Origin of the sequence: Trinickia diaoshuihuensis (assembly GCF_003390925.1) — a bacterium.
Lineage (GTDB): Bacteria > Pseudomonadota > Gammaproteobacteria > Burkholderiales > Burkholderiaceae > Trinickia > Trinickia diaoshuihuensis.
In genome coordinates this window covers 49,619-71,426 of sequence record NZ_QUBS01000033.1, presented here as the reverse complement: position 1 = coordinate 71,426, position 21,808 = coordinate 49,619, and the positions used below count along the sequence as shown (strand labels likewise).

General features: G+C 64.9%; 19 protein-coding genes. 9 read left to right on the top strand and 10 right to left on the bottom strand.

The window, feature by feature from the left end:
- Positions 1–86: 86 nt before the first annotated feature.
- Positions 87–1,136, bottom strand: coding sequence for a tRNA preQ1(34) S-adenosylmethionine ribosyltransferase-isomerase QueA (gene queA, locus DXT59_RS09485; protein ID WP_116136773.1), 1,050 nt, complete (start codon positions 1,134–1,136; stop codon positions 87–89).
- A gap of 130 nt (positions 1,137–1,266) precedes the next feature.
- On the opposite strand from queA, the gene recG reads away from it, so the two are divergent.
- From recG to DXT59_RS09455, 7 genes are all read left to right on the top strand, one after another.
- Positions 1,267–3,426, top strand: a complete 2,160-nt coding sequence (gene recG, locus DXT59_RS09480; protein WP_116136658.1) for an ATP-dependent DNA helicase RecG — start codon at positions 1,267–1,269, stop codon at positions 3,424–3,426.
- A gap of 150 nt (positions 3,427–3,576) precedes the next feature.
- Positions 3,577–4,536: a LysR substrate-binding domain-containing protein gene (locus DXT59_RS09475; protein ID WP_116136657.1), complete on the top strand. Its 960-nt coding sequence runs from the start codon at positions 3,577–3,579 to the stop codon at positions 4,534–4,536.
- A 142-nt stretch (positions 4,537–4,678) separates the two neighbouring features.
- Positions 4,679–4,810 carry a hypothetical protein gene (locus DXT59_RS31440; protein ID WP_275895770.1) on the top strand — a complete coding sequence of 44 codons (132 nt, stop codon included), beginning with the start codon at positions 4,679–4,681 and terminating at the stop codon, positions 4,808–4,810.
- A gap of 109 nt (positions 4,811–4,919) precedes the next feature.
- The gene (locus DXT59_RS09470; protein ID WP_116136656.1) at positions 4,920–6,374 is read left to right on the top strand and encodes a catalase; all 1,455 of its coding nucleotides are present in this window, start codon (positions 4,920–4,922) and stop codon (positions 6,372–6,374) included.
- 200 nt (positions 6,375–6,574) lie between these two features.
- Positions 6,575–7,069 carry a Dps family protein gene (locus DXT59_RS09465; protein WP_116136772.1) on the top strand — a complete coding sequence of 165 codons (495 nt, stop codon included), beginning with the start codon at positions 6,575–6,577 and terminating at the stop codon, positions 7,067–7,069.
- 143 nt (positions 7,070–7,212) lie between these two features.
- Positions 7,213–8,076: a 4-hydroxybenzoate octaprenyltransferase gene (ubiA, locus tag DXT59_RS09460; protein ID WP_116136771.1), complete on the top strand. Its 864-nt coding sequence runs from the start codon at positions 7,213–7,215 to the stop codon at positions 8,074–8,076.
- Between the two features lie 124 nt (positions 8,077–8,200).
- Positions 8,201–8,461: a hypothetical protein gene (locus DXT59_RS09455; protein ID WP_116136655.1), complete on the top strand. Its 261-nt coding sequence runs from the start codon at positions 8,201–8,203 to the stop codon at positions 8,459–8,461.
- 62 nt (positions 8,462–8,523) lie between these two features.
- Here the strand turns inward: DXT59_RS09455 and proC are convergent, their stop codons facing one another.
- The 6 genes from proC to DXT59_RS09425 all read right to left on the bottom strand — a co-directional run bounded on the left by proC (position 8,524) and on the right by DXT59_RS09425 (position 15,788).
- Complete coding sequence (proC, locus tag DXT59_RS09450; RefSeq protein WP_116136654.1) at positions 8,524–9,336, bottom strand: pyrroline-5-carboxylate reductase; 813 nt, start codon at positions 9,334–9,336, stop codon at positions 8,524–8,526.
- A gap of 106 nt (positions 9,337–9,442) precedes the next feature.
- Complete coding sequence (locus DXT59_RS09445) at positions 9,443–10,141, bottom strand: YggS family pyridoxal phosphate-dependent enzyme (RefSeq protein WP_116136653.1); 699 nt, start codon at positions 10,139–10,141, stop codon at positions 9,443–9,445.
- Positions 10,142–10,254: 113 nt separating this feature from the next.
- On the bottom strand, positions 10,255–11,514 hold the full coding sequence (gene glcF, locus DXT59_RS09440; protein WP_116136652.1) for a glycolate oxidase subunit GlcF: 1,260 nt from the start codon (positions 11,512–11,514) through the stop codon (positions 10,255–10,257).
- An 88-nt stretch (positions 11,515–11,602) separates the two neighbouring features.
- Positions 11,603–12,691: a glycolate oxidase subunit GlcE gene (gene glcE / locus DXT59_RS09435; RefSeq protein ID WP_116136770.1), complete on the bottom strand. Its 1,089-nt coding sequence runs from the start codon at positions 12,689–12,691 to the stop codon at positions 11,603–11,605.
- A gap of 161 nt (positions 12,692–12,852) precedes the next feature.
- On the bottom strand, positions 12,853–14,346 hold the full coding sequence (locus DXT59_RS09430) for an FAD-linked oxidase C-terminal domain-containing protein (protein WP_116136651.1): 1,494 nt from the start codon (positions 14,344–14,346) through the stop codon (positions 12,853–12,855).
- Positions 14,347–14,366: 20 nt separating this feature from the next.
- Positions 14,367–15,788 (bottom strand): FAD-binding oxidoreductase, encoded by a 1,422-nt coding sequence (locus DXT59_RS09425; RefSeq protein WP_116136769.1) that lies wholly within the window; start codon positions 15,786–15,788, stop codon positions 14,367–14,369.
- Between the two features lie 270 nt (positions 15,789–16,058).
- Between DXT59_RS09425 and DXT59_RS09420 the strand changes: the two genes are divergently transcribed.
- Positions 16,059–16,613 carry a cob(I)yrinic acid a,c-diamide adenosyltransferase gene (locus DXT59_RS09420; RefSeq protein ID WP_116136768.1) on the top strand — a complete coding sequence of 185 codons (555 nt, stop codon included), beginning with the start codon at positions 16,059–16,061 and terminating at the stop codon, positions 16,611–16,613.
- Between the two features lie 151 nt (positions 16,614–16,764).
- Positions 16,765–17,973, top strand: a complete 1,209-nt coding sequence (gene hmpA, locus DXT59_RS09415; RefSeq protein ID WP_116136650.1) for an NO-inducible flavohemoprotein — start codon at positions 16,765–16,767, stop codon at positions 17,971–17,973.
- A 45-nt stretch (positions 17,974–18,018) separates the two neighbouring features.
- Here the strand turns inward: hmpA and aroG are convergent, their stop codons facing one another.
- The 3 genes from aroG to DXT59_RS09400 form a co-directional block, all read right to left on the bottom strand.
- A complete protein-coding gene (gene aroG, locus DXT59_RS09410) occupies positions 18,019–19,092 on the bottom strand; it encodes a 3-deoxy-7-phosphoheptulonate synthase AroG (RefSeq protein ID WP_116136649.1) in 1,074 nt (357 codons plus the stop codon).
- 327 nt (positions 19,093–19,419) lie between these two features.
- Positions 19,420–20,886: a metalloprotease TldD gene (gene tldD / locus DXT59_RS09405; RefSeq protein ID WP_116136648.1), complete on the bottom strand. Its 1,467-nt coding sequence runs from the start codon at positions 20,884–20,886 to the stop codon at positions 19,420–19,422.
- A gap of 23 nt (positions 20,887–20,909) precedes the next feature.
- Positions 20,910–21,746: a carbon-nitrogen hydrolase family protein gene (locus tag DXT59_RS09400; RefSeq protein ID WP_116136647.1), complete on the bottom strand. Its 837-nt coding sequence runs from the start codon at positions 21,744–21,746 to the stop codon at positions 20,910–20,912.
- Positions 21,747–21,808 lie beyond the last annotated feature (62 nt).

The window sequence follows — 21,808 nt, the reverse complement described above, 5'->3', positions numbered from 1 at the left end:
AACTCTGGATCGCAAGTCCGGCGCAGGGGGACGTGCTTTCCGGCTTGTACCGGAAAGCGTGAAAAGGCTAGTTGCCGAACGCGATCCTACGGCTCGGCTCTCGTGAGCAGCATCGCGTCGCCGTAGCTGAAGAAGCGATAGCGCTGCTCGATCGCGTGCCGATACGCCTCGCGAATCGGCTCCATCCCGGCGAAGGCGCTCACGAGCATCAGCAGCGTCGATTTCGGCAAGTGAAAGTTCGTGACGAGCCGGTCGACGACGCGGAAACGATAACCGGGCGTGATGAAAATATCGGTTTCCGCCGACGTGGCCGCCAGCGGCCGCCCGGCAGCCTCTGCATCGCGCGCGGCGGCTTCGAGCGCCCGCATCGAGGTCGTGCCGACGGCGACCACGCGGCCGCCCCGCGCGCGCGTGGCGGCGATCTTATCGACGAGCGTTTGCGGCAGTTGATACCACTCGCTGTGCATCTTGTGCTCGGCGATGTTCTCCACGCGCACGGGCTGAAAGGTGCCCGCGCCGACGTGCAGCGTCAGTGTGGCGCGCTCGACGCCGCGCGCCTCGAGCCGCGCGAGCACGGCTTCGTCGAAGTGCAGGCCGGCCGTGGGGGCCGCCACGGCGCCCGGGTTTTGCGCGAACACCGTTTGATAGCGCGTTTCGTCGGCGGCGTCGGGATCGTGCTCGATATAAGGCGGCAGCGGCAGCCGGCCGTAGCGCTCGATCAGCGTCAGGCAATCGTCGGGAAAATGCAGCGTATAAAACGGCTCCACGCGCTCGCCGACGGTCACGTCGAACGCGTCGGCCAGCGTCAACGCCGTGCCCGGCGCCGGACTCTTGCTGGCCCGGATCTGCGCGAGCGCGGTGCGCGCGCCCGTGAGCCGCTCGATCAGGACCTCGATTTTCCCGCCGCTCGCCTTTTGGCCGAAGAAGCGCGCCTTCAGCACTTTGGTATCGTTGAACACGAGCAAATCGCCCGGTGCGAGGCACTCGGGCAACTCGGCGAAGCGACGATCGCTCAGCCGTGCGGGAGAAGCGCTCGTGTCGACCTCGAGCAGGCGGCTCGCGCTGCGTTCGGGCAGCGCGGTTTGCGCGATCAATTCGGGCGGCAGATTGAAATCGAAATCGGAAAGCGTGAACATGCTGCGTTTGATCGGCGCGAGAGGGCGGCGCGGCGGCCCGTGAGCCGCTATGATCGCGAAGCGCGATCCGTGACCGGCTCCGCATGCCGTTCGTCGAAAATAAACCGTTATTGTACTTGCCAGCAGAGGAATGCCGTTGCCCCCATTGCGTCCGACCGATCCCGCCGACGACACCGCGCCGCCCGCAGCCGCGAAGCGCAAAAAGGCGGCGGCCGGAAAGACCCCGGCCAAACCCGTGAAAACGGCCGATAAGCTCGCCAAACTGGGGCTGACGCGCGATATCGATCTCGTTTTGCATCTGCCGATGCGCTACGAAGACGAAACGACGCTCACGCCGATCGGCGAATTGCTGCCCGGCGAGACGGCGCAGACCGAGGGCGTCGTCGTCGATAACGAAATCGCCTACCGGCCGCGCCGCCAGTTGGTCGTGAAGCTGCGCGACGCGGACGGGGCCGAACTCTCGCTGCGGTTTCTAAACTTTTACGGCTCCCAGGTCAAACAAATGGCGCCCGGCGTGCGCCTGCGCGTGCGCGGGGATGTCCGAGGCGGCTTCTTCGGGCTCGAGATGGTGCATCCGGCGGTGCGTCCCGTCGATGACGACACGCCGTTGCCGCAGGCGTTGACGCCCGTGTATCCGAGTACGGCCGGCGTGTCGCAAGCCTATTTGCGCAAGGCGATCGACAACGCGCTGGCGCGCACGCCGCTGCCCGAGATCCTGCCTGAGCGAGTCGCCAACGACTATTGCAAGCCGCTCGATCTGCCCCCGCTCGCGCAGGCGGTGCGCATGTTGCATCACCCGAGCGTGGACGCCGACGAAACCGCGCTGATCGACGGCACCCACCCGGCCTGGACCCGTATCAAGTTCGACGAATTGCTCGCCCAGCAGCTTTCGCTCAAGCGCGCGCACGAGGAACGCCGCGCGCGTTCCGCACCTTCGATGCCGCGTGGCGCCGGGGCGCAAACGCTCGTCGCGCGGCTCTCGGCGGCGTTGCCGTTTCAGTTGACGGGCGCGCAGGCGCGCGTCGTCGCCGAGATCGCGGCCGATCTGGCCGCGCCGCATCCGATGCAGCGGCTCTTGCAAGGCGACGTCGGCAGCGGGAAAACCGTCGTGGCGGCGTTGGCGGCCGCGCAAGCGATCGACTGCGGTTATCAGGCCGCGATGATGGCGCCGACCGAAATTCTCGCCGAGCAGCACGCGCGCAAGTTACGCGGCTGGCTAGAGCCGCTCGGTGTCACGGTGGCCTGGCTCGCGGGCAGCCTCAAAGCGAAGGAAAAGCGAGCGGCCGCGGAGGCGGCGGCGAGCGGGGCGGCCCAACTCGTCATCGGCACGCACGCGATCATTCAGGACACGGTGGAATTCGCCCGGCTCGGGCTCGTCATCGTCGACGAACAGCATCGCTTCGGCGTGGCGCAGCGGCTAGCCTTGCGCGCCAAGGCCGACCGCGCGGGCGAGGGTCGCGGGGCCTTCCAGCCCCATCAACTGATGATGTCGGCCACGCCGATTCCACGCACGCTCGCCATGACCTACTACGCCGATTTGGACGTATCGACGATCGACGAATTGCCCCCCGGGCGCACGCCGATCGTCACGAAACTGATTTCGGATGCGCGCCGCGAGGAGGTGATCGCGCGCGTGCGTGACGCGGCGCTGCGGGGCCGGCAGGTGTATTGGGTATGTCCGCTCATCGAGGAAAGCGAGACCTTGCAGTTGCAGACGGCGATCGAGACCTACGACACGCTTGCCCAGGCGTTGCCGGAGTTGCGCGTGGGCCTGGTGCACGGGCGGCTGCCGCCCGCGGAAAAGGCGGCCGTCATGGATGCCTTCTCGCGCAACGAGGTGCAGTTGCTCGTGGCGACGACGGTGATCGAAGTCGGCGTGGACGTGCCCAATGCGTCGCTGATGGTCATTGAGCACGCCGAGCGCTTCGGGCTGGCGCAACTGCATCAGCTACGCGGGCGCGTCGGACGCGGCAGCGCGGCCTCGATCTGCGTTCTGCTCTACAGCAATCCGCTTTCGCTGACGGCGCGCGAACGCCTCAAAACGATGCGCGAGACGACGGACGGCTTCGAAATCGCCCGGCGCGACCTCGAGATTCGGGGGCCCGGCGAGTTCCTCGGGGCGCGTCAGTCGGGTGCCGCGATGCTGCGCTTCGCCAACCTGGAGAACGATGCCTGGCTGATCGAACCGGCCCGCGAAGCCGCGGCGCGACTGATCGCCGACTATCCCGAGGTGGTTCTTCAGCATTTGGCCCGCTGGCTCGGCGGGCGCGAGCAATTCTTGAAGGCGTGAGCCTGAAGGGCCTGTTTTCCGGATGCGCGATCGGCGCGCGGGACGACCTGCGCCCGCATGCGGCCGAGGACACGGATGTCCAGTTGGCGAATTGCTTTCGTGGGTGTATAAGATAAACCTATCGATTTCAATGTCCTGATTGGTCCCCCAATGACGCTCACTGAACTGAAATACATCGTGGCGGTTGCGCGCGAACGGCATTTCGGCCGCGCCGCCGAGGCGTGCTTCGTCAGCCAGCCCACCTTATCGGTTGCGATCAAGAAGCTCGAGGACGAACTGAACGTACAGATCTTCGAGCGCGGCACGAGCGAAGTGAGCGTGACGCCCATCGGCGAACAAATCGTCACGCAAGCGCAGCGCGTACTCGAGCAGACGCTGGCCATCAAGGAAATCGCCAAGCAGGGCAAGGATCCTCTCGTCGGGCCGCTGCGTCTGGGCGTCATCTACACCATCGGCCCCTATCTGCTGCCGACTCTCGTCAAGCAGATGATCAAAGCGGTGCCCCAAATGCCGCTGATGCTGCAGGAGAACTACACGCTCAAGCTCATCGAGTTGCTCAAGCAAGGCGAGATCGACGTCGCGATCATGGCATTGCCGTTCCCCGAAACGGGACTCATGGTGCGCCCGCTTTATGACGAGCCCTTCGTCGTCGCGCTGCCGGCGGGGCATGCCTGGGAGGCGCGCAAGAAGATCGACGCCAACGATTTGAAGCAAGAAACGATGCTGCTGCTCGGCAACGGTCATTGTTTTCGCGATCACGTGCTCGGCGTCTGTCCCGAACTAATGCGGTTTTCGCAAACGGCGGACGGCATTCAAAAGACGTTCGAAGGCTCCTCGCTGGAGACGATTCGACACATGGTGGCAAGCGGCGTGGGCATCACGGTGTTGCCGCGGATGTCGGTGCCCGAGGTTAGAGCGCACGCGGGCGGCCCCGACGCGGGACTGCTCAGCTACGTGCCGTTCGAGGATCCGGTGCCCGATCGGCGCGTCGTGCTTGCATGGCGCAAGAGTTTCACGCGCATGCCCGCCATCGACGCCATCAGCGAAGCCATCGGCTCCTGCGAGCTGCCGGGCGTGAGCAAGCTCGATATGCCTGCCGTCGTCAATTGAAGCGATTTCCCGGCCGTGCTCCCACGCGGCCGGACCTATCGAATAGATAAAAACAATTAAATATCTATATTCGATAGTTTTCCTTATTCTGACCTCCATGGATCGCGCCGATCGCACGATCAAGCCCAACATGGAGAAAGTCATGTCGCAATTCATCGCCCGAATCGTTTCGTCGCCCATGCGGCCTCGCACGGGCGCGCGGCTGGCGCTCTCGCTGCGCCGCTCACGCGACGCCGTGTTCTCCCTGCTTGCGGATCGCGCGCTCGCCGCCTAGGCGATTGCGCCTGTCTCTCCTTCCTCCGCTTTCGCCCCCGGCTCGGCGCCGTTGCACGACCCAGCCGGATACAACAACCGATAAACGCTTCTTCCTTGAGGAATCCATCATGACCGACCGCACATTGACGACCGCCGCCGGCGCCCCCGTCGCCGATAACCAAAACTCGCTGACGGCCGGCGCGCGCGGCCCGATCGCCCTGCAAGACGTCTGGCTGCTCGAAAAGCTCGCGCACTTCGATCGCGAGGTCATTCCCGAGCGCCGCGTGCACGCGAAAGGATCGGGCGCGTTCGGACGCTTCGTCGTCACGCACGACATCACGAAGTACACGAAAGCCAAGGTTTTTAGCGAGGTGGGCAAGGAAACGCCGCTGTTCCTCCGCTTTTCGACGGTCGCCGGCGAGCGCGGCGCGGCCGACGCCGAGCGCGACGTACGTGGCTTCTCGATCAAGTTCTACACCGAGGAGGGCAATTGGGATGTCGTCGGCAACAACACACCTGTGTTTTTCATTCGCGATCCGCTCAAGTTCCCGGACTTCATTCATACGCAAAAGCGCGATCCGTACACGAACCTGCGCAGCAATATCGCGGCGTGGGACTTTTGGTCGCGCCACCCGGAGTCGCTGCATCAGGTCACGATTCTGATGAGCGATCGCGGGATTCCGCGCAACTATCGCCAGCAGCATGGCTTCGGCTCGCATACGTTTTCGTTCGTCAACGCGGACGGCGAGCGTTTCTGGGTGAAATTCCACTTCAAGTCGGCCCAAGGCGTCGAAAACTATACCGATGACGAAGCCGCGCAAGTGATTGCCGGCGACCGCGAAAGCGCGCAACGCGATTTGATCGAGAGCATCGATGCCGGTCAATTTCCGAAGTGGCATTTCCGGATTCAAGTCATGCCGGAAGCCGATGCGGCGAAAGTGCCGTACAACCCGTTCGATATTACGAAGGTGTGGCCGCACAAGGACTATCCGCTCATCGACGTCGGCGTGATCGAGTTGAACCGGAACGCGGGCAACTATTTCTCCGACGTCGAGCAGGCGGCCTTCACGCCGGCCAACGTCGTGCCCGGTATCGGTTTCTCGCCCGACCGCTTGTTGCAAGGGCGCCTGTTCTCATACGGCGATGCGCAGCGTTACCGGCTCGGCGTCAATCATCATCAGATTCCGGTGAATGCGCCCAAATGCCCGTTCCACCACGCGTTCCACCGCGACGGTGCGATGCGCACGGACGGCAACCTCGGCGGCGCGCCGAACTATGAGCCGAACCGGTTCGGCACGTTCGCCCAGGATCGCGGCGCGGCGGAGCCGCCGCTCGCGGCAGGGGCGGTCGACCGCTACGACCATCGCGAGGACGACGATTACTATAGCCAGCCCGGCGCGTTGTTCCGCCTGCTCGGCGAGGGCGAGCGGCAGCGGCTGTTCGAGAACATCGCGCGCCATATTGATGGCGTGCCGCGGGAGATCGTCGAACGCCAGCTCGAGCACTTCACGCGAGCCGATGCGGCCTATGGCCAGGGCGTCGCGGCGGCGATCGAGTCGCGCCGGGCCGCGCGCGGCAAGTAAGCTCGCGCGGCGAACCGGCGATGCTCGAATTCGCCGGTTCGCCGCGTGCGATGGGGCGGTGCCGCGCAAGTGGCACCGTTTCACCCGACTGGGCTACACTGGCGATCGTTCGTTCCCCTGAATTGGATCGGTGGCGATCGTGTCGTTTCATGCGATTGCCGCCGACAGGTTCGGCCGTTTTATCCTTGGAAGGACTCGCCATGGCAAAGAAAAATACCGCAGCCGCAGTTCAAATCGACATCGGCATCAGCGACAAGGACCGCAAGAAGATTGCGGACGGGCTGTCGCGACTGCTTGCCGATACCTACACGCTTTATCTGAAGACCCATAACTTCCATTGGAACGTCACGGGTCCGATGTTCAATACGCTGCATCTGATGTTCGAAGGCCAATACAACGAACTCGCGCTGGCCGTCGACGCGATCGCGGAACGCATCCGCGCCCTCGGCGTGCATGCGCCCGGCAGCTATAAGGACTTCGCGAAGCTGTCCACGATTCCGGAAGCCGACGGCGTGCCCGCCGCCGAAGAAATGATCCGTCAACTCGTACAAGGCCAAGAGGCCGTTGCGCGCACGGCGCGCGAAGTGTTCACGGCCGCCGATGCGGCGAACGATCAGCCCACGGCCGATCTGCTGACGCAACGCCTCCAAACGCACGAAAAAACGGCTTGGATGCTGCGCTCGATGCTCGGCTGATCGATACGGGACAGGCGCGGCATACCGGCCGTGCCATCGGTTCCAGCGAGGGCCTCCGGCGATTGCGGAGGCCCTCCGTCTTTTCGGCTCTACAATACGGCGTTCGTCTTTCGCTTCTTGCCGCATCGCCTATGTACGCGCCCATGTTCGCCCGCCTCCCGCTTTATCTGCGCTTGATCCGCATGGACAAGCCGATCGGCAGCCTGCTGCTGCTGTGGCCCACGCTCAACGCGCTATGGATTGCCTCGAACGGGCGGCCGTCGGCGTCGCTGCTGATCATCTTCGCGCTCGGCACCGTACTCATGCGTTCGGCGGGCTGCGCGATCAACGATTACGCCGATCGCGACTTCGACCGCCATGTCAAACGCACTGAATCGCGTCCGATCACCTCGGGCAAGATCCGCGCGTGGGAAGCGCTCGTCATCGCGGCCGCTTTGTCGATCGTGTCGTTTCTGCTGATCTTGCCGCTCAACGGGTTGACCAAGGAGTTGTCGGTGGCGGCGCTCTTCGTGGCCGGGACCTATCCGTTCACGAAACGTTTCTTCGCGATTCCGCAAGCCTATCTCGGCATTGCGTTCGGCTTCGGTATTCCGATGGCGTTCGCGGCCGTGCAGGATCAAGTTCCGGCGATCGCTTGGGTGATGCTCGCGGCAAACGTGTTTTGGTCCGTCGCGTACGACACCGAGTACGCGATGGTCGATCGCGACGACGACATCAAAATCGGCATCCGTACGTCGGCATTGACGTTCGGCCGTTACGACGTCGCGGCGGTGATGTTCTGTTATGGCGTCACGCTCGGTATTTATGCGGTGCTCGGCTATACCCTGCGTTTCGGTTGGCTGTATTGGGCTGGCTGGGCGGGCGCGCTCGGTTGCGCGCTTTATCACTACACGCTGATTCGAGGCCGGGAGCGGATGCCCTGCTTTGCGGCGTTTCGCCATAACAACTGGCTCGGCGGCATTCTATTCGCAGGCATTGCCGCGCATTACGCCGTCTCGAGTTTGTGACGTAGCCGCGCGCGCCGCGTGTAATGGAAATTTACACGTTCATGGCGCACGCCGGTACGCGTATCGAAGGTGCGGAGCGTTATCCGTCTCAAGGGCACAGCCCTTATTTCGGAGAACTCGACTTATGAAAATCAAAACGCTTCCCGTGCTCGTCTGCGCCCTTTTGGTCGCGAGCACCGCTTTCGCCGATGAGTTGCACGACAAAGCCATGGCTGCGACACACGACTTGCAGCGCGCGATCGACGAAATGCATTTGATCCAGGCGGAGCATGGCGGACAGTTCGGCGGTCACATGGCCCGCGCGGAACAGTTGGCCCGCGAAGCCGAGCGCGAACGCGCGGCGGCCTTGGACTACTACCGGGCGTCGCATCCGGGCTGGCAGTAAAAGCTGCTGCTTGCCGGCGCGGTTCGGTTGCTGCCGCGCCGGCAAGTTAAGAGCGGCGCGACTTATTGGTTGCCCAACTCGTCGCCCATTTCCTTGGCGCGCGCATCCGCGGCGAGCACGCCTTTGACGATCGCTTCCTTGACGCCTTGGGCATCGAACGCCGCCAGCGCGGCGGCCGTCGTACCGCCCTTGGACGTCACGCGTTCGCGCAGCACCGAAGCGCTCTCGTCCGATTGCACCGCCAGTTGAGCCGCGCCCGCAAACGTGCCGAGCGCGAGCGCGCGTCCTTCGTCGTCGCTCAAGCCGAGGCGGCGGGCCGCTTCTTGCAGGGCTTCGATGAAATAGAACACGTAGGCGGGACCGCTGCCCGAGATCGCGGTGACCGCATCGATCTTCGCTTCGTCGTCGAACCAAACCGAGCTGCCGACGGCGCCGAGCACTTGCGAGGCGAGCGACCGGCCCGCTTCGTCCACGCCGCCGAGTGCGGCCAATCCGGTCACGCCTTGCCCGATGAGCGCGGGCGTATTGGGCATCGCGCGCACGACGCGCGTGTAGCCGCCGAGCCAACGCGACACATCCGCACCGCGGATGCCGGCGGCGATGCTGATGACGAGTTGCGTCGACAGATGGGGGGCGAGCGCGGCCGACACGGCCTTGAGCACCTGCGGCTTCACGGCCAGCACGATGGCGTCGTAGTGTCGCAGCGACTCGTCGGCCGAAGCTGCCGTTGCGACGCCGAATTGCGCGTGTGCGCGCGCGCGGGCCTCTTCGTTGACGTCGATGGCGTAAAGGTCGGCCGGCGCGACGCCGCGCTTGATCAGGCCGCCGATCAATGCCGCGGCCATATTGCCGCCGCCGATGAATGCGATCTTCATGATGAGCTTGGGAGTGGACGCAGCGGCCGATTATAGTTCGCCGCCCGGCTAAGCATCATTCGGGCGCAACCCGCACGAAGTGCAACCGTACGGCCGCGGGACCGGATCAATGCGCGTAATCGCGTTTGCCGAAAATCGCGGTGCCGACGCGGACAATCGTTGCGCCTTCGAGCACAGCCGCTTCCAAATCGCTCGACATACCCATCGACAGCGTATCGAGCGCGAGACCTTCGGCGCGGAGCGTGTCGAACAGCGTGCGCAAGACCCGGTGCGGTTCGCGCTGCGCTTGCAGGTCGCCGGCCGGTTCCGGAATCGACATCAGCCCGCGCAAGCGCAGCTTCGGCAGCGCGGCGATCTCGCGCGCGAGGCCCAGTGCTTCGGCCGGTTCGACGCCGCTCTTCGAGGCCTCGCCGCTGACGTTGACTTGAAGGCATACGTTGAGCGCGGGCAGGGCGGCCGGCCGCTGCTCGGACAAACGCTGGGCGATTTTGAGGCGATCGACCGAATGCACCCAATCGAACTGCTCGGCGACGGGGCGTGTCTTGTTCGACTGCAGCGGCCCGATGAAATGCCATTCGATCGATGCGCGCAGATCGGCGAGCGCCTCGATCTTCGAGACCGATTCCTGCACGTAGTTTTCGCCGAACGCGCGTTGGCCGGCGCCGAACGCTGCGCGCACATCGTCGGCGGGGAACGTCTTGGAGACGGCGAGCAGACGAATCGAATCGGGAGCGCGGTGGGCAGCTTGGGCCGCGCGTTCGATGCGGGCGTGGACGGCCCGCAGGTTCTCTTCGATATGGGACATAAGTTGCGCGTGAGCGAGAGCACGAAGTCTGTCGCGGATTATACGACCCGGGTGATCGAGGAGCTGCGCAGGCGCGCATGCATTGACGCGCGGTACGCCCTGCACGCCCGCGCTTACCCGTAGATCAGATGCTCGACCAGTTCCACCCAATGCGCGACCGGCATCGACGTGCCGCTTTGCAGATGAGCGATGCACCCGACGTTGCCCGACACGACCATCTGCGGTTCGAGCGCCTCCAGGTTTTGCACCTTGCGGTCGCGCAGCGTGTAGGACATCGAAGGTTGCGTGACCGAGTAAGTGCCCGCCGAGCCGCAACACAAGTGGCTATCGACGGGCAGGCGCACTTCGACGCCGAGCGTCGCGAGCAGATGCTCGACGGTGCCGCGAATCTGCTGCCCGTGCTGGAGCGTGCACGGCGGGTGATAGGCGACCGTATGTACGCCGCGGCGCCGCGCGAGTCCGGCAAGCTCCGTTTCGAACCCGCTCAGCACTTCGGCGACATCGCGCGAAAGATCGGTGATCCGTTGCGCTTTCTCCGCATAAGCCGCGTCGTTGCGCAAAAGGTGCCCATATTCCTTGACGGTCGCGCCGCAACCGGAGGCATTGATGACGATCGCCTCGATGCCGGCCTCCACATGCGGCCACCACGCGTCGATGTTGCGCCGGATATCGTCGAGCGCTTCGTCTCGGTAGCCCAAGTGCAGGCGGATAGCGCCGCAACAGCCGGCCTCTGGCTCGATCACCGTCTCGATGCCGAGCGCATGGAGCACGCGCGCCGTCGCGATATTGATATTCGGCAGCATCGCCGGCTGCACGCAGCCGGCGAGCAGCAACATGCGGCGGGTCGTCGCGCGCGCATCGGCCAAACCCGCTGCCGCTGCCGCTTGATCCGGCCATTCGAGCAGCCGTTGGCGCGGCGGGATTTTGTCGCGCAGGCGGCGCGGCAGGAACGGGCGCACGAGCTGTCCGAGCCGCATCGCCGGAGCGAAGAGCGCGCTGTTCGGCAGCACGCTGGCGAGTACCCGGCGTAATAGCCGCTGACGCAGCGGCCGCGGTACGGTCTGCTCGACATGCTGGCGCCCGAGCTCCACGAGCCGCCCATATTGCACGCCCGACGGGCAGGTCGTTTCGCAACTTCTGCAGGTGAGGCACCGGTCCAAATGCAATTGCGTGCTGCGCGTGACGCTGCCGCCTTCGAGCATCTGCTTGATCAAGTAGATGCGCCCGCGCGGACCGTCCAGTTCGTCGCCGAGCAGTTGATAAGTGGGACAGGTGGCCGTGCAAAACCCGCAATGCACGCATTTGCGCAAGATTGCATCGGCCTCGTCCCCGTCGGCCGTGTTGCGGATGAAGTCTGCGAGTTCGGTCTGCATTGCGTCGCTGTTGCCTGTTAGCGTTGGCTCCGCCGGATGCTTGGCGGATGCGCTTCGCGCCGTTCCGATGTCCTCGTCGGCATGGGCATCAGAAGTCGGGATACATCCGCGCGCGGTTGAAAATGCGCGCCGGGTCGAAGGCCGCCTTCAGGCCCCGGTGTATCTTCATGAGAGGTGCCGGCAGCAACGTAAAAACGCCGACGCTGCGGTCGAAATTCCGCCCCGACCGGAAGACCGTGGCATGGCCGCCCGCTTGCTTCGCGCTGATGCGTACCGTTTGCGCATCGGTGTCGGTGATCCACCAGCGTTGTGCGCCACCCCATTCCATCAACTGCGCGCCGGGCAATTGCAGCGGCTCGGTGATCGAGGGCAGCGCGAGGCGCCATAGTGCGGAATCGGGCGGGATCGAGGCGAAGAACGGATCGGTTTGTTCGCGCAGCCCTTCCCAGAAACGCTCTGCCTCGACGGCATCGACGACTTCTCCGCCGATCGTGTTGCGGGCCGCCTTGACCGCGGTTTCGGCGCCCGACAAACGCACGGCGAGGGTGCCGTTGCGCCAGGCGCTGGCCGTGATCGGCAGGGGCCGGCCGCCCCATTCGTTGAGCTTGCGCACGGCGTCGGTGCCGTTCATGTCGAACTTGAGCGTTGCTTCCATGGCCGGGCGCGGCATGACCTTGATCGACAGATCGAGGATGAGCCCCAGCGTGCCGAGCGAGCCTGCCATCAGCCGCGCGACGTCGTAGCCGGCGACGTTCTTGACCACTTGGCCGCCGAAGCGCAACGTTTCGCCGGCGCCGTTCATGAGCGTGACGCCTAGCACGAAGTCGCGCGCGGCACCGGCTTGCGCTCGACGCGGCCCCGAAATGCCGGCCGCGATGCAGCCGCCGAGCGTGGATGCGCGGCCGAAGTGCGGCGGCTCGAAGGCGAGCATTTGATCGTGTTCGGCCAGCGTCGCCTCGATTTCGGCGAGCGGCGTGCCGCAGCGGGCCGTAATCACGAGTTCGGCGGGATCGTAGGCGATGACGCCCCGATACGCGCGCGTATCGAGTATTTCGCCCTGAAGCTGCTGGCCGTACCAATCCTTCGTGCCGGCGCCGCGCAAACGCAGCGGGCGCGCCTCGGCCGTGGCCTCGCGGATCCGTTCGGACCAGTAGGCCACGATGTCCTCTTCCTGCATGGCTTCGCGCTTCGTCGTGTCGTTCATCCGGTAAAGCCGGCTTTTAGCAAGTCATGCCGTGGTGGCGTCCGTTACAGATTGTACCGGCCGAGCGCGGCGAGACAAGCCGCGCCGCGCCCGCCTAGGGGTAAGTCCGTGGGTGCGCGCGGCCCGTTTGGTCCTCAGAACCGCTGCAACTCCGGATGCGGCAGCAAGCCGCCCCGCACGTGCATCTTGCCGTATTCGGCACAGCGCGCGCGGGTGGGGATGCCCTTGGTCGGGTTCAGGAGCTCGGCCGGGTCGAACGCGCGCTTGACCGCGAAAAACGCGTCGCGCTCGGCGGGCGAGAACTGCACGCACATCGAATTGATTTTTTCGATGCCGACGCCGTGTTCGCCGGTGATCGTGCCGCCGAACTCGACGCACGTTTCGAGGATCTCGGCGCCGAACTCCTCTGCGCGGCGCAGTTCGTCGGTGTCGTTGCCGTTGAACAAGATCAGCGGATGCATATTGCCGTCGCCCGCATGAAAGACGTTGATGCAACGCAACCCGTATTTGCTTTCCATCGTTTCGATGCGGGCAAGCAGCGGGCCGATGCTGCGCCGCGGGACCGTGCCGTCCATGCAGTAGTAATCGGGCGAGATCCGGCCCGCGGCCGGGAATGCATTCTTGCGGCCCGACCAAAAGCGCAATCGTTCCGCTTCGGTACGCGAGATCTGCAGGCGGGTTGCTCCATGCTCGCGCAGCACGGCAGTCATGCGCACGATTTCATCGGCGACCTCCTCGGGCGTGCCGTCCGATTCGCAGAGCAAGATGGCCGCGCAATCGATGTCGTAGCCGGCGCCCACGAACGCTTCCACGGCTCGTGTTGCCGGCCGGTCCATCATTTCGAGGCCGGCGGGAATGATGCCGGCCGCGATGATCGCGGCGACGGCCTCGCCGCCCTTGACCACGTCGTCGAAGCTGGCCATCACCACCTGCGCCGTTTGCGGCTTGGGGATCAACTTGACGGTGACTTCGGTCACGACGGCGAACATCCCCTCGCTGCCGATCATGACGGCGAGCAGATCGAGCCCCGGCGCATCGGGTGCCAGAGAGCCGAATTCGACGATATCGCCGTCCATCGTCACGGCTCGCACGCGCAGCACGTTATGGACGGTCAGGCCGTATTTGAGGCAATGCACGCCGCCCGAGTTTTCGCTGACGTTGCCGCCGATCGTGCAGGCGATTTGAGACGAAGGGTCGGGCGCATAGTAGAGCCCGTACGGCGCGGCCGCCTCGGAGACGGCGAGATTGCGCACGCCGGGCTGCACGGTGGCCGTACGCGCGTACGGGTCCACCTCGACGATCTTGGTGAAACGCGAGAGCGAGAGCACGAGACCGTGCGCGATCGGCGTGGCGCCGCCCGAGAGCCCCGTGCCCGCGCCGCGCGGGACGACCGGCACGCCGAGCCGCCGGCAAATTTGCAGGACGCGCTGCACTTGCGCTTCCGTCTCCGGTAATGCGACGGCAAGCGGCAACTGCCGGTAGACGCTCATGCCGTCGCACTCGTAGGGCGCGGTATCTTCATCGCGATAGAGCAAGCAATGCGCGGGCAGCGTGGCCATCAGCGCTTGCACGACTTCACGTTGGCGTTCGGCGCGCACGTCGGTCGACGGCGAGACAACGGCTTCCATAGGCTCCCCCGTCGGCGATCTCAGGCCGTGTACGAAAAGATCTTGCCCGGATTCATGAGATTGCGCGGATCGAATGCATGCTTGATCGCGCGCATCGCATCGACGGCCTCGGGACCGTGCTCGTCGACCAAGAAATCCATCTTATGGAGCCCGATGCCGTGCTCGCCCGTGCAGGTGCCACCCATCGCGAGCGCGCGTTGCACGACGCGCCGGTTCAGGCGTTCGGCCTCTTCGAGCTCCTCGCGCTTGCTCGGATCGATGAGCATGGCGACGTGGAAATTGCCGTCCCCGACATGACCGACGATAGGGCAAGGCAGCGGCGACGCAAGCAAGTCTTGCTCGGTTTCGACGACGCAATCGGCCAGGCGCGAGATGGGCACGCAGACATCGGTGGTGACGGCGCGGCAGCCGGGCTTCAACTGCAGCATCGCGAAATAGGCCGTATGGCGCGCGTTCCAAAGACGGCTGCGCTCCTCGGGCCGCGTAGCCCAGGCAAAGCCGCTGCCGCCGTGCTCGCCGGCCAGGCTTTCGACGCGCTCGGCTTGTTCCTTGACGCCCGCTTCGCTGCCGTGGAACTCGAAAAAGAGCGTGGGCGCCTCCGGCAGCGTCAAATTCGAGTGCCGATTGATGGCGCGAATCGCGAGCGCATCGACGAACTCCACGCGTGCGATCGGGACGCCGAGCTGAATCGTCTCGATGACCGTCCGCACGGCTTCGCCCATCGACGGGAACGCGCAGACCGCGGCCGATACGGCTTCGGGTTGCGGATAGAGCCGGACCGTGACTTCGGTGATGATGCCGAGCGTGCCTTCCGAGCCGACGAACAGGCGGGTCAGATCGTAGCCGGCCGACGATTTGCGGGCGCGCGTGCCGGTTTTCACGACGCGTCCGTCGGCCAGCACCACGGTGAGCCCCAACACGTTCTCGCGCATCGTGCCGTAGCGCACGGCATTCGTGCCCGAGGCGCGCGTGGCGGACATCCCGCCTAAGCTTGCATCCGCACCCGGATCGATCGGAAAGAAGAGCCCCGTATCGCGCAGCGCTTCGTTCAGCGCCTTGCGCGAGACACCGGCCTCCACAGTGGCCGTCATATCTTGCCCCGCGATCGAGACGATGCGGTTCATGCCCGATAGGTCGATGCTCAGGCCGCCTTCCACCGCGAGCAGTTGGCCCTCGAGCGAGGAGCCATTGCCATAGGGGATGATCGGCACCGCGTAGCGCGCGCACAACTCGACGATCGCACGCACTTCATCCGTGCTCTGCGCGAAGACGACGGCGTCGGGCAATTGCGGATCGAACGGGGATTCGTCGCGGCCATGATGCGCGCGGACGGCCTCCGAGGTGGAAACGCGTTCGCCGAACCGCGCCTGCAACGCGGACAGCAACTCGGCGGGGAACGGCCGGCGGGGGCGCACGGCGGCCGGAGGCACGGGGTGGTTCACGGATAGCGTCTCCCAGCGCGAAGCGGCGATCGATGCATCGCGCATTGGTATATCGGTCTAATCGAACGGCGCGCTCTATGTAGAGCGTCGGCAGCCTCGCCAAGCGGGCGCTCCGTTCAATGCTTGCTTCAATTCTACGCCGATCGCCGCTTCTCCAGAATTGGCCGGAAGGCCGGTAGCGGGGCTTGGCCGGCCGCCTATAATGGGTCGCTTCGCGTGTCGGCGGGCCGCAGCGCCGGTATGACCTCAACGGATAAAGGAGCGATGACGATGGGCCACCGCTTGAGCAAAATCGCCACGCGCACGGGCGATGACGGCACGACGGGGCTTGGCGACGGCCGCCGCGTGCGTAAGGACGACGCGCGCATCGCCGCAATGGGCGATGTCGACGAGCTCAATTCGCAGATCGGCGTCCTCCTGGCGGAGCCCTTGCCGGCCGACGTGCACGAAGCGCTGACGGCGATCCAGCATGATTTGTTCGATCTCGGCGGCGAGCTTTGCATCCCGGGCCATACGGTGATCGGCGATGCGCATTTGGCTCGGCTCGATGGTTGGCTCGCGCATTACAACGCCGATCTACCGCCGCTCAAGGAGTTCATCTTGCCGGGCGGCACGCGCGCGGCCGCCCTCGCGCATGTCTGCCGCACCGTGTGCCGCCGCGCCGAACGCGCGATCGTCATGCTCGGCGGCAGCGAGCCGCTGGCCGATGCGCCGCGCCGATACGTCAACCGGTTATCCGATCTGCTATTCGTGCTGGCGCGCGTCCTGAATCGGGCGGGCGGCGGCAGCGACGTCCTGTGGCAGCCCGAGCGCCGCGTTCCGTAGCGCGGTCGCAGCAGACACCGGGCGTATCCGGGCGCCAAACGCAAGATTGCCGCGGCATACGCGGCATGCTGCCCTGCGACAATGTGTCGTATGGATGGCGTGCTTTGTTAAAATGTATTCTTGATGCATCTTAACGAGGAACGCCGAAACGATGACCTCCGCTCTTACCGCGGACCAAATTTCCCGCGTCAAAGCCACCGCTCCGGTCTTCGCCGAGTACGGCGCGACGATTACGAAGCATTTCTATCGCCGGATGTTCGCGAGCCGTCCGGAGCTGCGCAACCTGTTCAATCAGACGCATCAGGAGAGCGGGAGCCAAGCCGACGTGCTCGCGCACGCCGTCTACGCGTACGCGGCCAATATCGACAACTTGGGTGCGCTCGGCTCCGCGGTCGGCCGGATCACTCACAAGCATGCCAGTCTGAATATCCGCCCCGAGCATTACCCGATCGTCGGCGAACATCTGCTGGCGTCGGTGGTCGAGGTGCTCGGCGACGCGGTCGACGAAGCGACGCTCGATGCTTGGCGCGCCGCTTACGCCCAACTCGCGCAAATCATGATCGGCGCGGAGGCGAAACTCTACGACAACGCGGCGTGGAGCGGCTACCGTCCGTTCATCGTCTCGCGCAAGGTCGTCGAAAGCGACGAGATCACCTCCTTTTACCTGACGCCGGCCGACGGTGCGAAGGCCGCCGGTTTCGAGCCGGGCCAGTACGTCACCGTCAAGCGCTACGTCGGCGAACTGGGCATCGACCAGCCGCGGCAGTACAGCCTATCGGACGCGCCGCACGGCAAATGGCTGCGCATCTCGGTCAAACGCGAAGGCGGCAGCGAAGCGGTCCCGCCGGGCCGTCTTTCGACGCTGCTGCACGACGGTGTGGAAGAGGGCAGCATCGTCGAAGTCACGGCGCCGATGGGCGACTTCCATCTCGACCGCACGAAGTCGACGCCCGTGGTGCTCGTCTCGGGTGGGGTGGGTATTACGCCGATGATGTCGATGCTTTCGACGCTGGCGGCCGAGGGCAGCGCGCGCCGCGTGGCGTTCGTGCATGCGTGCCGTAACGGCAAGGTCCATGCATTCAAGCAATGGCTCGCGAAGACGGTGGCCGAACACGCGAATGTGTCGCGCGCGGTGTTTTACGAAGAGGTGGGTCCGGCGGACCGGCAGGGCGTCGATTACGACTTCCAAGGCCGGATCGACTTCTCGCGCATCGCCGAGCAAGCCGTTTTGCCCGATGCCGATTACTACCTATGCGGGCCGATGGCCTTCATGGAGGCGCAGCGCGATGCGCTCGTGGCGCTCGGCGTCGATCCCGCGCGGATCCATAGCGAGGTGTTCGGTTCGGGCGCACTTGCCTGATCGATGCACGTAAGCGGCAACGCCCGAGGCGATGCCGCCGACGACTCAGTTGCCGCTGCCGCGCGCAATGCGCCGCTGCTTGACGCTATCGGCCAGTCCTTCGAGCACGGCGACGCTCTCGTCCCAGCCGATGCAGGCGTCCGTGATGCTTTGACCGTACGTCAACGCGCAATCGGGTTGCAGATCTTGGCGGCCTGCGACGAGATGCGACTCGACCATGACGCCGACGATACGCTCGTCGCCCGCGGCCACTTGCCGGCCGATGTCGGCGCACACGGGAATCTGATTCTCGTGTTTCTTCGAACTATTGGCGTGGCTCGCATCGATCATGAGCCGCGCCGCCAGGCCGGCCCGGCCGATATCGGCGCAGGCCGCATCGACGCTGGCCGCATCGTAGTTCGGCGTCTTGCCGCCGCGCAGGATCACATGACAGTCCTCGTTGCCCGCGGTCGAGACGATCGCGGAGTGGCCGCCCTTCGTGACCGACAAAAAGTGGTGCGGCTGCGACGCGGCCTTGATCGCATCGACGGCGATCTTGACGTTGCCGTCGGTGCCGTTCTTGAAGCCCACCGGGCACGATAGACCCGAAGCCAACTCGCGGTGCACTTGCGATTCGGTCGTGCGTGCGCCGATCGCGCCCCACGACACCAGATCGGCGATGTATTGCGGGCTGATCATATCGAGGTATTCGGTGCCCGCGGGCAGCCCCAGCTCGTTGATTCCGACGAGCAACTCGCGCGCGGCGCGCAGCCCATCGTTGATCTTGAAGCTGTTGTCGAGATACGGGTCGTTGATGAGACCCTTCCAGCCCACCGTCGTCCGCGGCTTTTCGAAATACACGCGCATCACGATCTCGAGCTCGCCGGCGAAGCGCTTGCGTTGTTCCACGAGCCGGCTCGCGTATTCGAGCGCAGCCTTCGGATCGTGGATCGAACACGGACCGATGATGACGATGAGGCGATCGTCCATGCCGTGCAAGATGCGATGCAGCGCGCGGCGCGTGCTGAAGATTAGATCGGACACGGCTTCCGTGCACGCGAACTCGCGAATCAAGTGAGCAGGCGGCGTCAGTTCCTTCAACTCTCGAATGCGGACGTCGTCGGTATTGTGCGGGGGCATGTTGTACTTCTCCTCATCGGGTACGGGACTCGCCTGCGATCGATCTGTCGAGGCGAAAAAAAACCGCCAGGTTCGCTGGCGGTTTTTCGGGAAATCGGGTTTTGCGTTACGCGCTAACACCCCTCTCGATCCGCCAGCGGACTGAGATGCCAAAAGAAGTAAAAGTGAAAATTGAACTTCGGCGACATGACAGGGGTGAGATTCGTAAAAAGGTGCGTTTCACTTTATACGCCGGTTAAGCGCACGCGGCAAGCCAGGGGCGCCAACAATGCGGGGTTCCCGCAAGAAGGGGCGTGGCGATGCAATAAACGTGCATCGCCACCTGACTCAGACCGTGCCGCCCACCGTGAGGTTATCGATTCGCAGCGTCGGTTGCCCGACACCGACGGGCACGCTCTGGCCTTCCTTGCCGCAGACGCCCACGCCCGTATCGAGCGCCATGTCGTTGCCGATCATGCTGACGTATTTGAGCGATTCGGGACCGCTGCCGATCAGCGTCGCGCCTTTGACCGGGTAGGTGACCTTGCCGTTTTCGATCATGTAGGCCTCGGAGGCCGAGAACACGAACTTGCCGTTCGTGATATCGACCTGACCGCCGCCGAAGTTGACGGCATAAAGGCCGTGCTTGACCGATTCGATGATCTCTTGCGGGGCCTTGTCGCCGGCCAGCATGTAAGTATTGGTCATGCGCGGCATCGGCAGCGCGGCGTACGATTCGCGCCGGGCGTTGCCCGTCACCGGCATTTTCATGAGCCGGGCGTTCAACGTGTCTTGAATATAGCCCTTGAGCACGCCGTCCTCGATCAGCGTCGTGCATTGCGTCGGATTGCCTTCGTCGTCGATATTGAGCGAGCCGCGGCGGTTCGGCAGTGTGCCGTCGTCCACGACCGTGACGCCCTTGGCCGCGACGCGCTCGCCGATGCGGCCGGCGAACGCCGACGACCCCTTGCGGTTGAAATCGCCTTCGAGTCCATGGCCGATCGCTTCGTGCAGCAAGACGCCGGGCCAGCCCGGGCCGAGCACGACCGTCATCGCGCCGGCCGGTGCGGGACGCGCTTCGAGATTGACGAGGGCGGCCTTCACGGCGTCGTCGACGTAACGGGCCAGGACGTCGTCGGTGAAGTAGCCGTAGTCGAAGCGTCCGCCGCCGCCGCCGCTGCCGATCTCGCGCCGGCCGTCCTGCTCGGCGATGACCGTCACCGATACGCGCACGAGCGGTCGAACGTCGGCCGCGAGCGCGCCGTCGCTGCGGGCCACGAGTACGACGTCGTATTCGCCGGCGAGACCCGCCATCACTTGCGTGATGCGCGTGTCGCGGCTGCGCGCCATTTGCTCGATGCGCTCGAGCAGCTTGACCTTCTCGGTCGCGTCGAGCGAGGCGAGGGGATCCGCCGCCAAATACAGGTCGCGCCCCGCGACGCCTTTCAGCGCGCTGGCCACCTTGATTTTTTGCTTGCCGCCGCCCGCTTTCGCGATCGAGCGAGTCGCATGCGCGGCCTGCGTGAGCGCTTCGACGGAGAGGTCGTCCGAGTAGGCGAAGGCCGTGCGATCGCCGGCCACGGCGCGCACACCGACGCCCTTGTCGATACTGAAGCTGCCCGATTTCACGATGCCTTCCTCGAGGCTCCACGCTTCGCTGCGCGTCGCTTGGAAGTACAAGTCGGCGTAATCGACTCGGTGCGTGAAGATATCGGCGAGCGTGCGCGTGAGGCGCGCTTCGTCGAGGCCGTAGGGCGTGAGCAGGACGTCTTTCGCGGTCGCGAGATTGCGAATACCGGGTTCGATCAGGTTCATGCGTTCGTTTCGATACGGAAAAGTTAAGCAAGCACGCGGTGGCGCCAAGCGGGAAGGCTGCGCCTCACCTCGTCGATGCGCGCGCGGTCGATGTCGCCCGCGACGACGCCGGGGCCCTCGTCCCGCACGGCCACGATTTCGCCCCAAGGGTCGATCAACATACTATGGCCCCACGTACGGCGGCCGTTTTCATGCGTGCCGCCCTGAGCCGCGGCAAGCACGTAGCACTGGTTTTCGACGGCGCGCGCCCGCAAGAGCATCTCCCAATGCGCGCGGCCCGTTGTATAGGTGAATGCGGAAGGTACGACGATCAACGCGCAATCGCCCATGCGCCGGTACAGCTCGGGAAAGCGCAAATCGTAGCAGACCGACAGACCCACGCGCCCGAACGGCGCGTCGAACGTCGATACTTCGTTGCCCGGGCGGATCGTGCGCGCTTCGTCGAACGACTCCGTACCCTTCTCGAAGTTGAACAAGTGGATCTTGTCGTAGCGCGCTTTGCATGCGCCGCTCGGCTCGAAGACGAGCGTGGTGTTCAGCACGCGGGCGCTATCGAGCGGATCGGTTACGGCCAGCGGCAGCGTGCCGCCGATCACCCAGACGCCGTGGCGGCGCGCGCTGTCGGCTAAAAAGCGTTGAATGGGCCCGTCGCCGTAGGCTTCGCGCACGGCGAGCTTGTCGGCGTCCTTATGCCCCATGAAGCAAAAATACTCGGGCAGCAAAACGAGGCCCGCGCCCTCGGCGGCCGCTTGGGCGATGAGGCGCTCGGCGTCGTCGAGATTGCGCTCGCGCTCGGGCGTGCTGACCATCTGGAGCGCGGCGACGCGAAACGGTGTCGTTTGGACAGGTCGATCGCTCATGAATTCGGAGTCGGGTGGGCTGCCGGGTTCGGAGGGGCAGCGCCTGGGCGGGCCTGTGGCCC

Coding starts and splice junctions, on each gene's coding strand:
- queA (WP_116136773.1), bottom strand. CDS start 1,136: ATGTTCACGCTTTCCGATTTCGATTTCAATCTGCCGCCCGAATTGATC.
- recG (WP_116136658.1), top strand. CDS start 1,267: ATGCCGTTGCCCCCATTGCGTCCGACCGATCCCGCCGACGACACCGCG.
- DXT59_RS09475 (WP_116136657.1), top strand. CDS start 3,577: ATGACGCTCACTGAACTGAAATACATCGTGGCGGTTGCGCGCGAACGG.
- DXT59_RS31440 (WP_275895770.1), top strand. CDS start 4,679: ATGTCGCAATTCATCGCCCGAATCGTTTCGTCGCCCATGCGGCCTCGC.
- DXT59_RS09470 (WP_116136656.1), top strand. CDS start 4,920: ATGACCGACCGCACATTGACGACCGCCGCCGGCGCCCCCGTCGCCGAT.
- DXT59_RS09465 (WP_116136772.1), top strand. CDS start 6,575: ATGGCAAAGAAAAATACCGCAGCCGCAGTTCAAATCGACATCGGCATC.
- ubiA (WP_116136771.1), top strand. CDS start 7,213: ATGTTCGCCCGCCTCCCGCTTTATCTGCGCTTGATCCGCATGGACAAG.
- DXT59_RS09455 (WP_116136655.1), top strand. CDS start 8,201: ATGAAAATCAAAACGCTTCCCGTGCTCGTCTGCGCCCTTTTGGTCGCG.
- proC (WP_116136654.1), bottom strand. CDS start 9,336: ATGAAGATCGCATTCATCGGCGGCGGCAATATGGCCGCGGCATTGATC.
- DXT59_RS09445 (WP_116136653.1), bottom strand. CDS start 10,141: ATGTCCCATATCGAAGAGAACCTGCGGGCCGTCCACGCCCGCATCGAA.
- glcF (WP_116136652.1), bottom strand. CDS start 11,514: ATGCAGACCGAACTCGCAGACTTCATCCGCAACACGGCCGACGGGGAC.
- glcE (WP_116136770.1), bottom strand. CDS start 12,691: ATGCAGGAAGAGGACATCGTGGCCTACTGGTCCGAACGGATCCGCGAG.
- DXT59_RS09430 (WP_116136651.1), bottom strand. CDS start 14,346: ATGGAAGCCGTTGTCTCGCCGTCGACCGACGTGCGCGCCGAACGCCAA.
- DXT59_RS09420 (WP_116136768.1), top strand. CDS start 16,059: ATGGGCCACCGCTTGAGCAAAATCGCCACGCGCACGGGCGATGACGGC.
- hmpA (WP_116136650.1), top strand. CDS start 16,765: ATGACCTCCGCTCTTACCGCGGACCAAATTTCCCGCGTCAAAGCCACC.
- aroG (WP_116136649.1), bottom strand. CDS start 19,092: ATGCCCCCGCACAATACCGACGACGTCCGCATTCGAGAGTTGAAGGAA.
- tldD (WP_116136648.1), bottom strand. CDS start 20,886: ATGAACCTGATCGAACCCGGTATTCGCAATCTCGCGACCGCGAAAGAC.
- DXT59_RS09400 (WP_116136647.1), bottom strand. CDS start 21,746: ATGAGCGATCGACCTGTCCAAACGACACCGTTTCGCGTCGCCGCGCTC.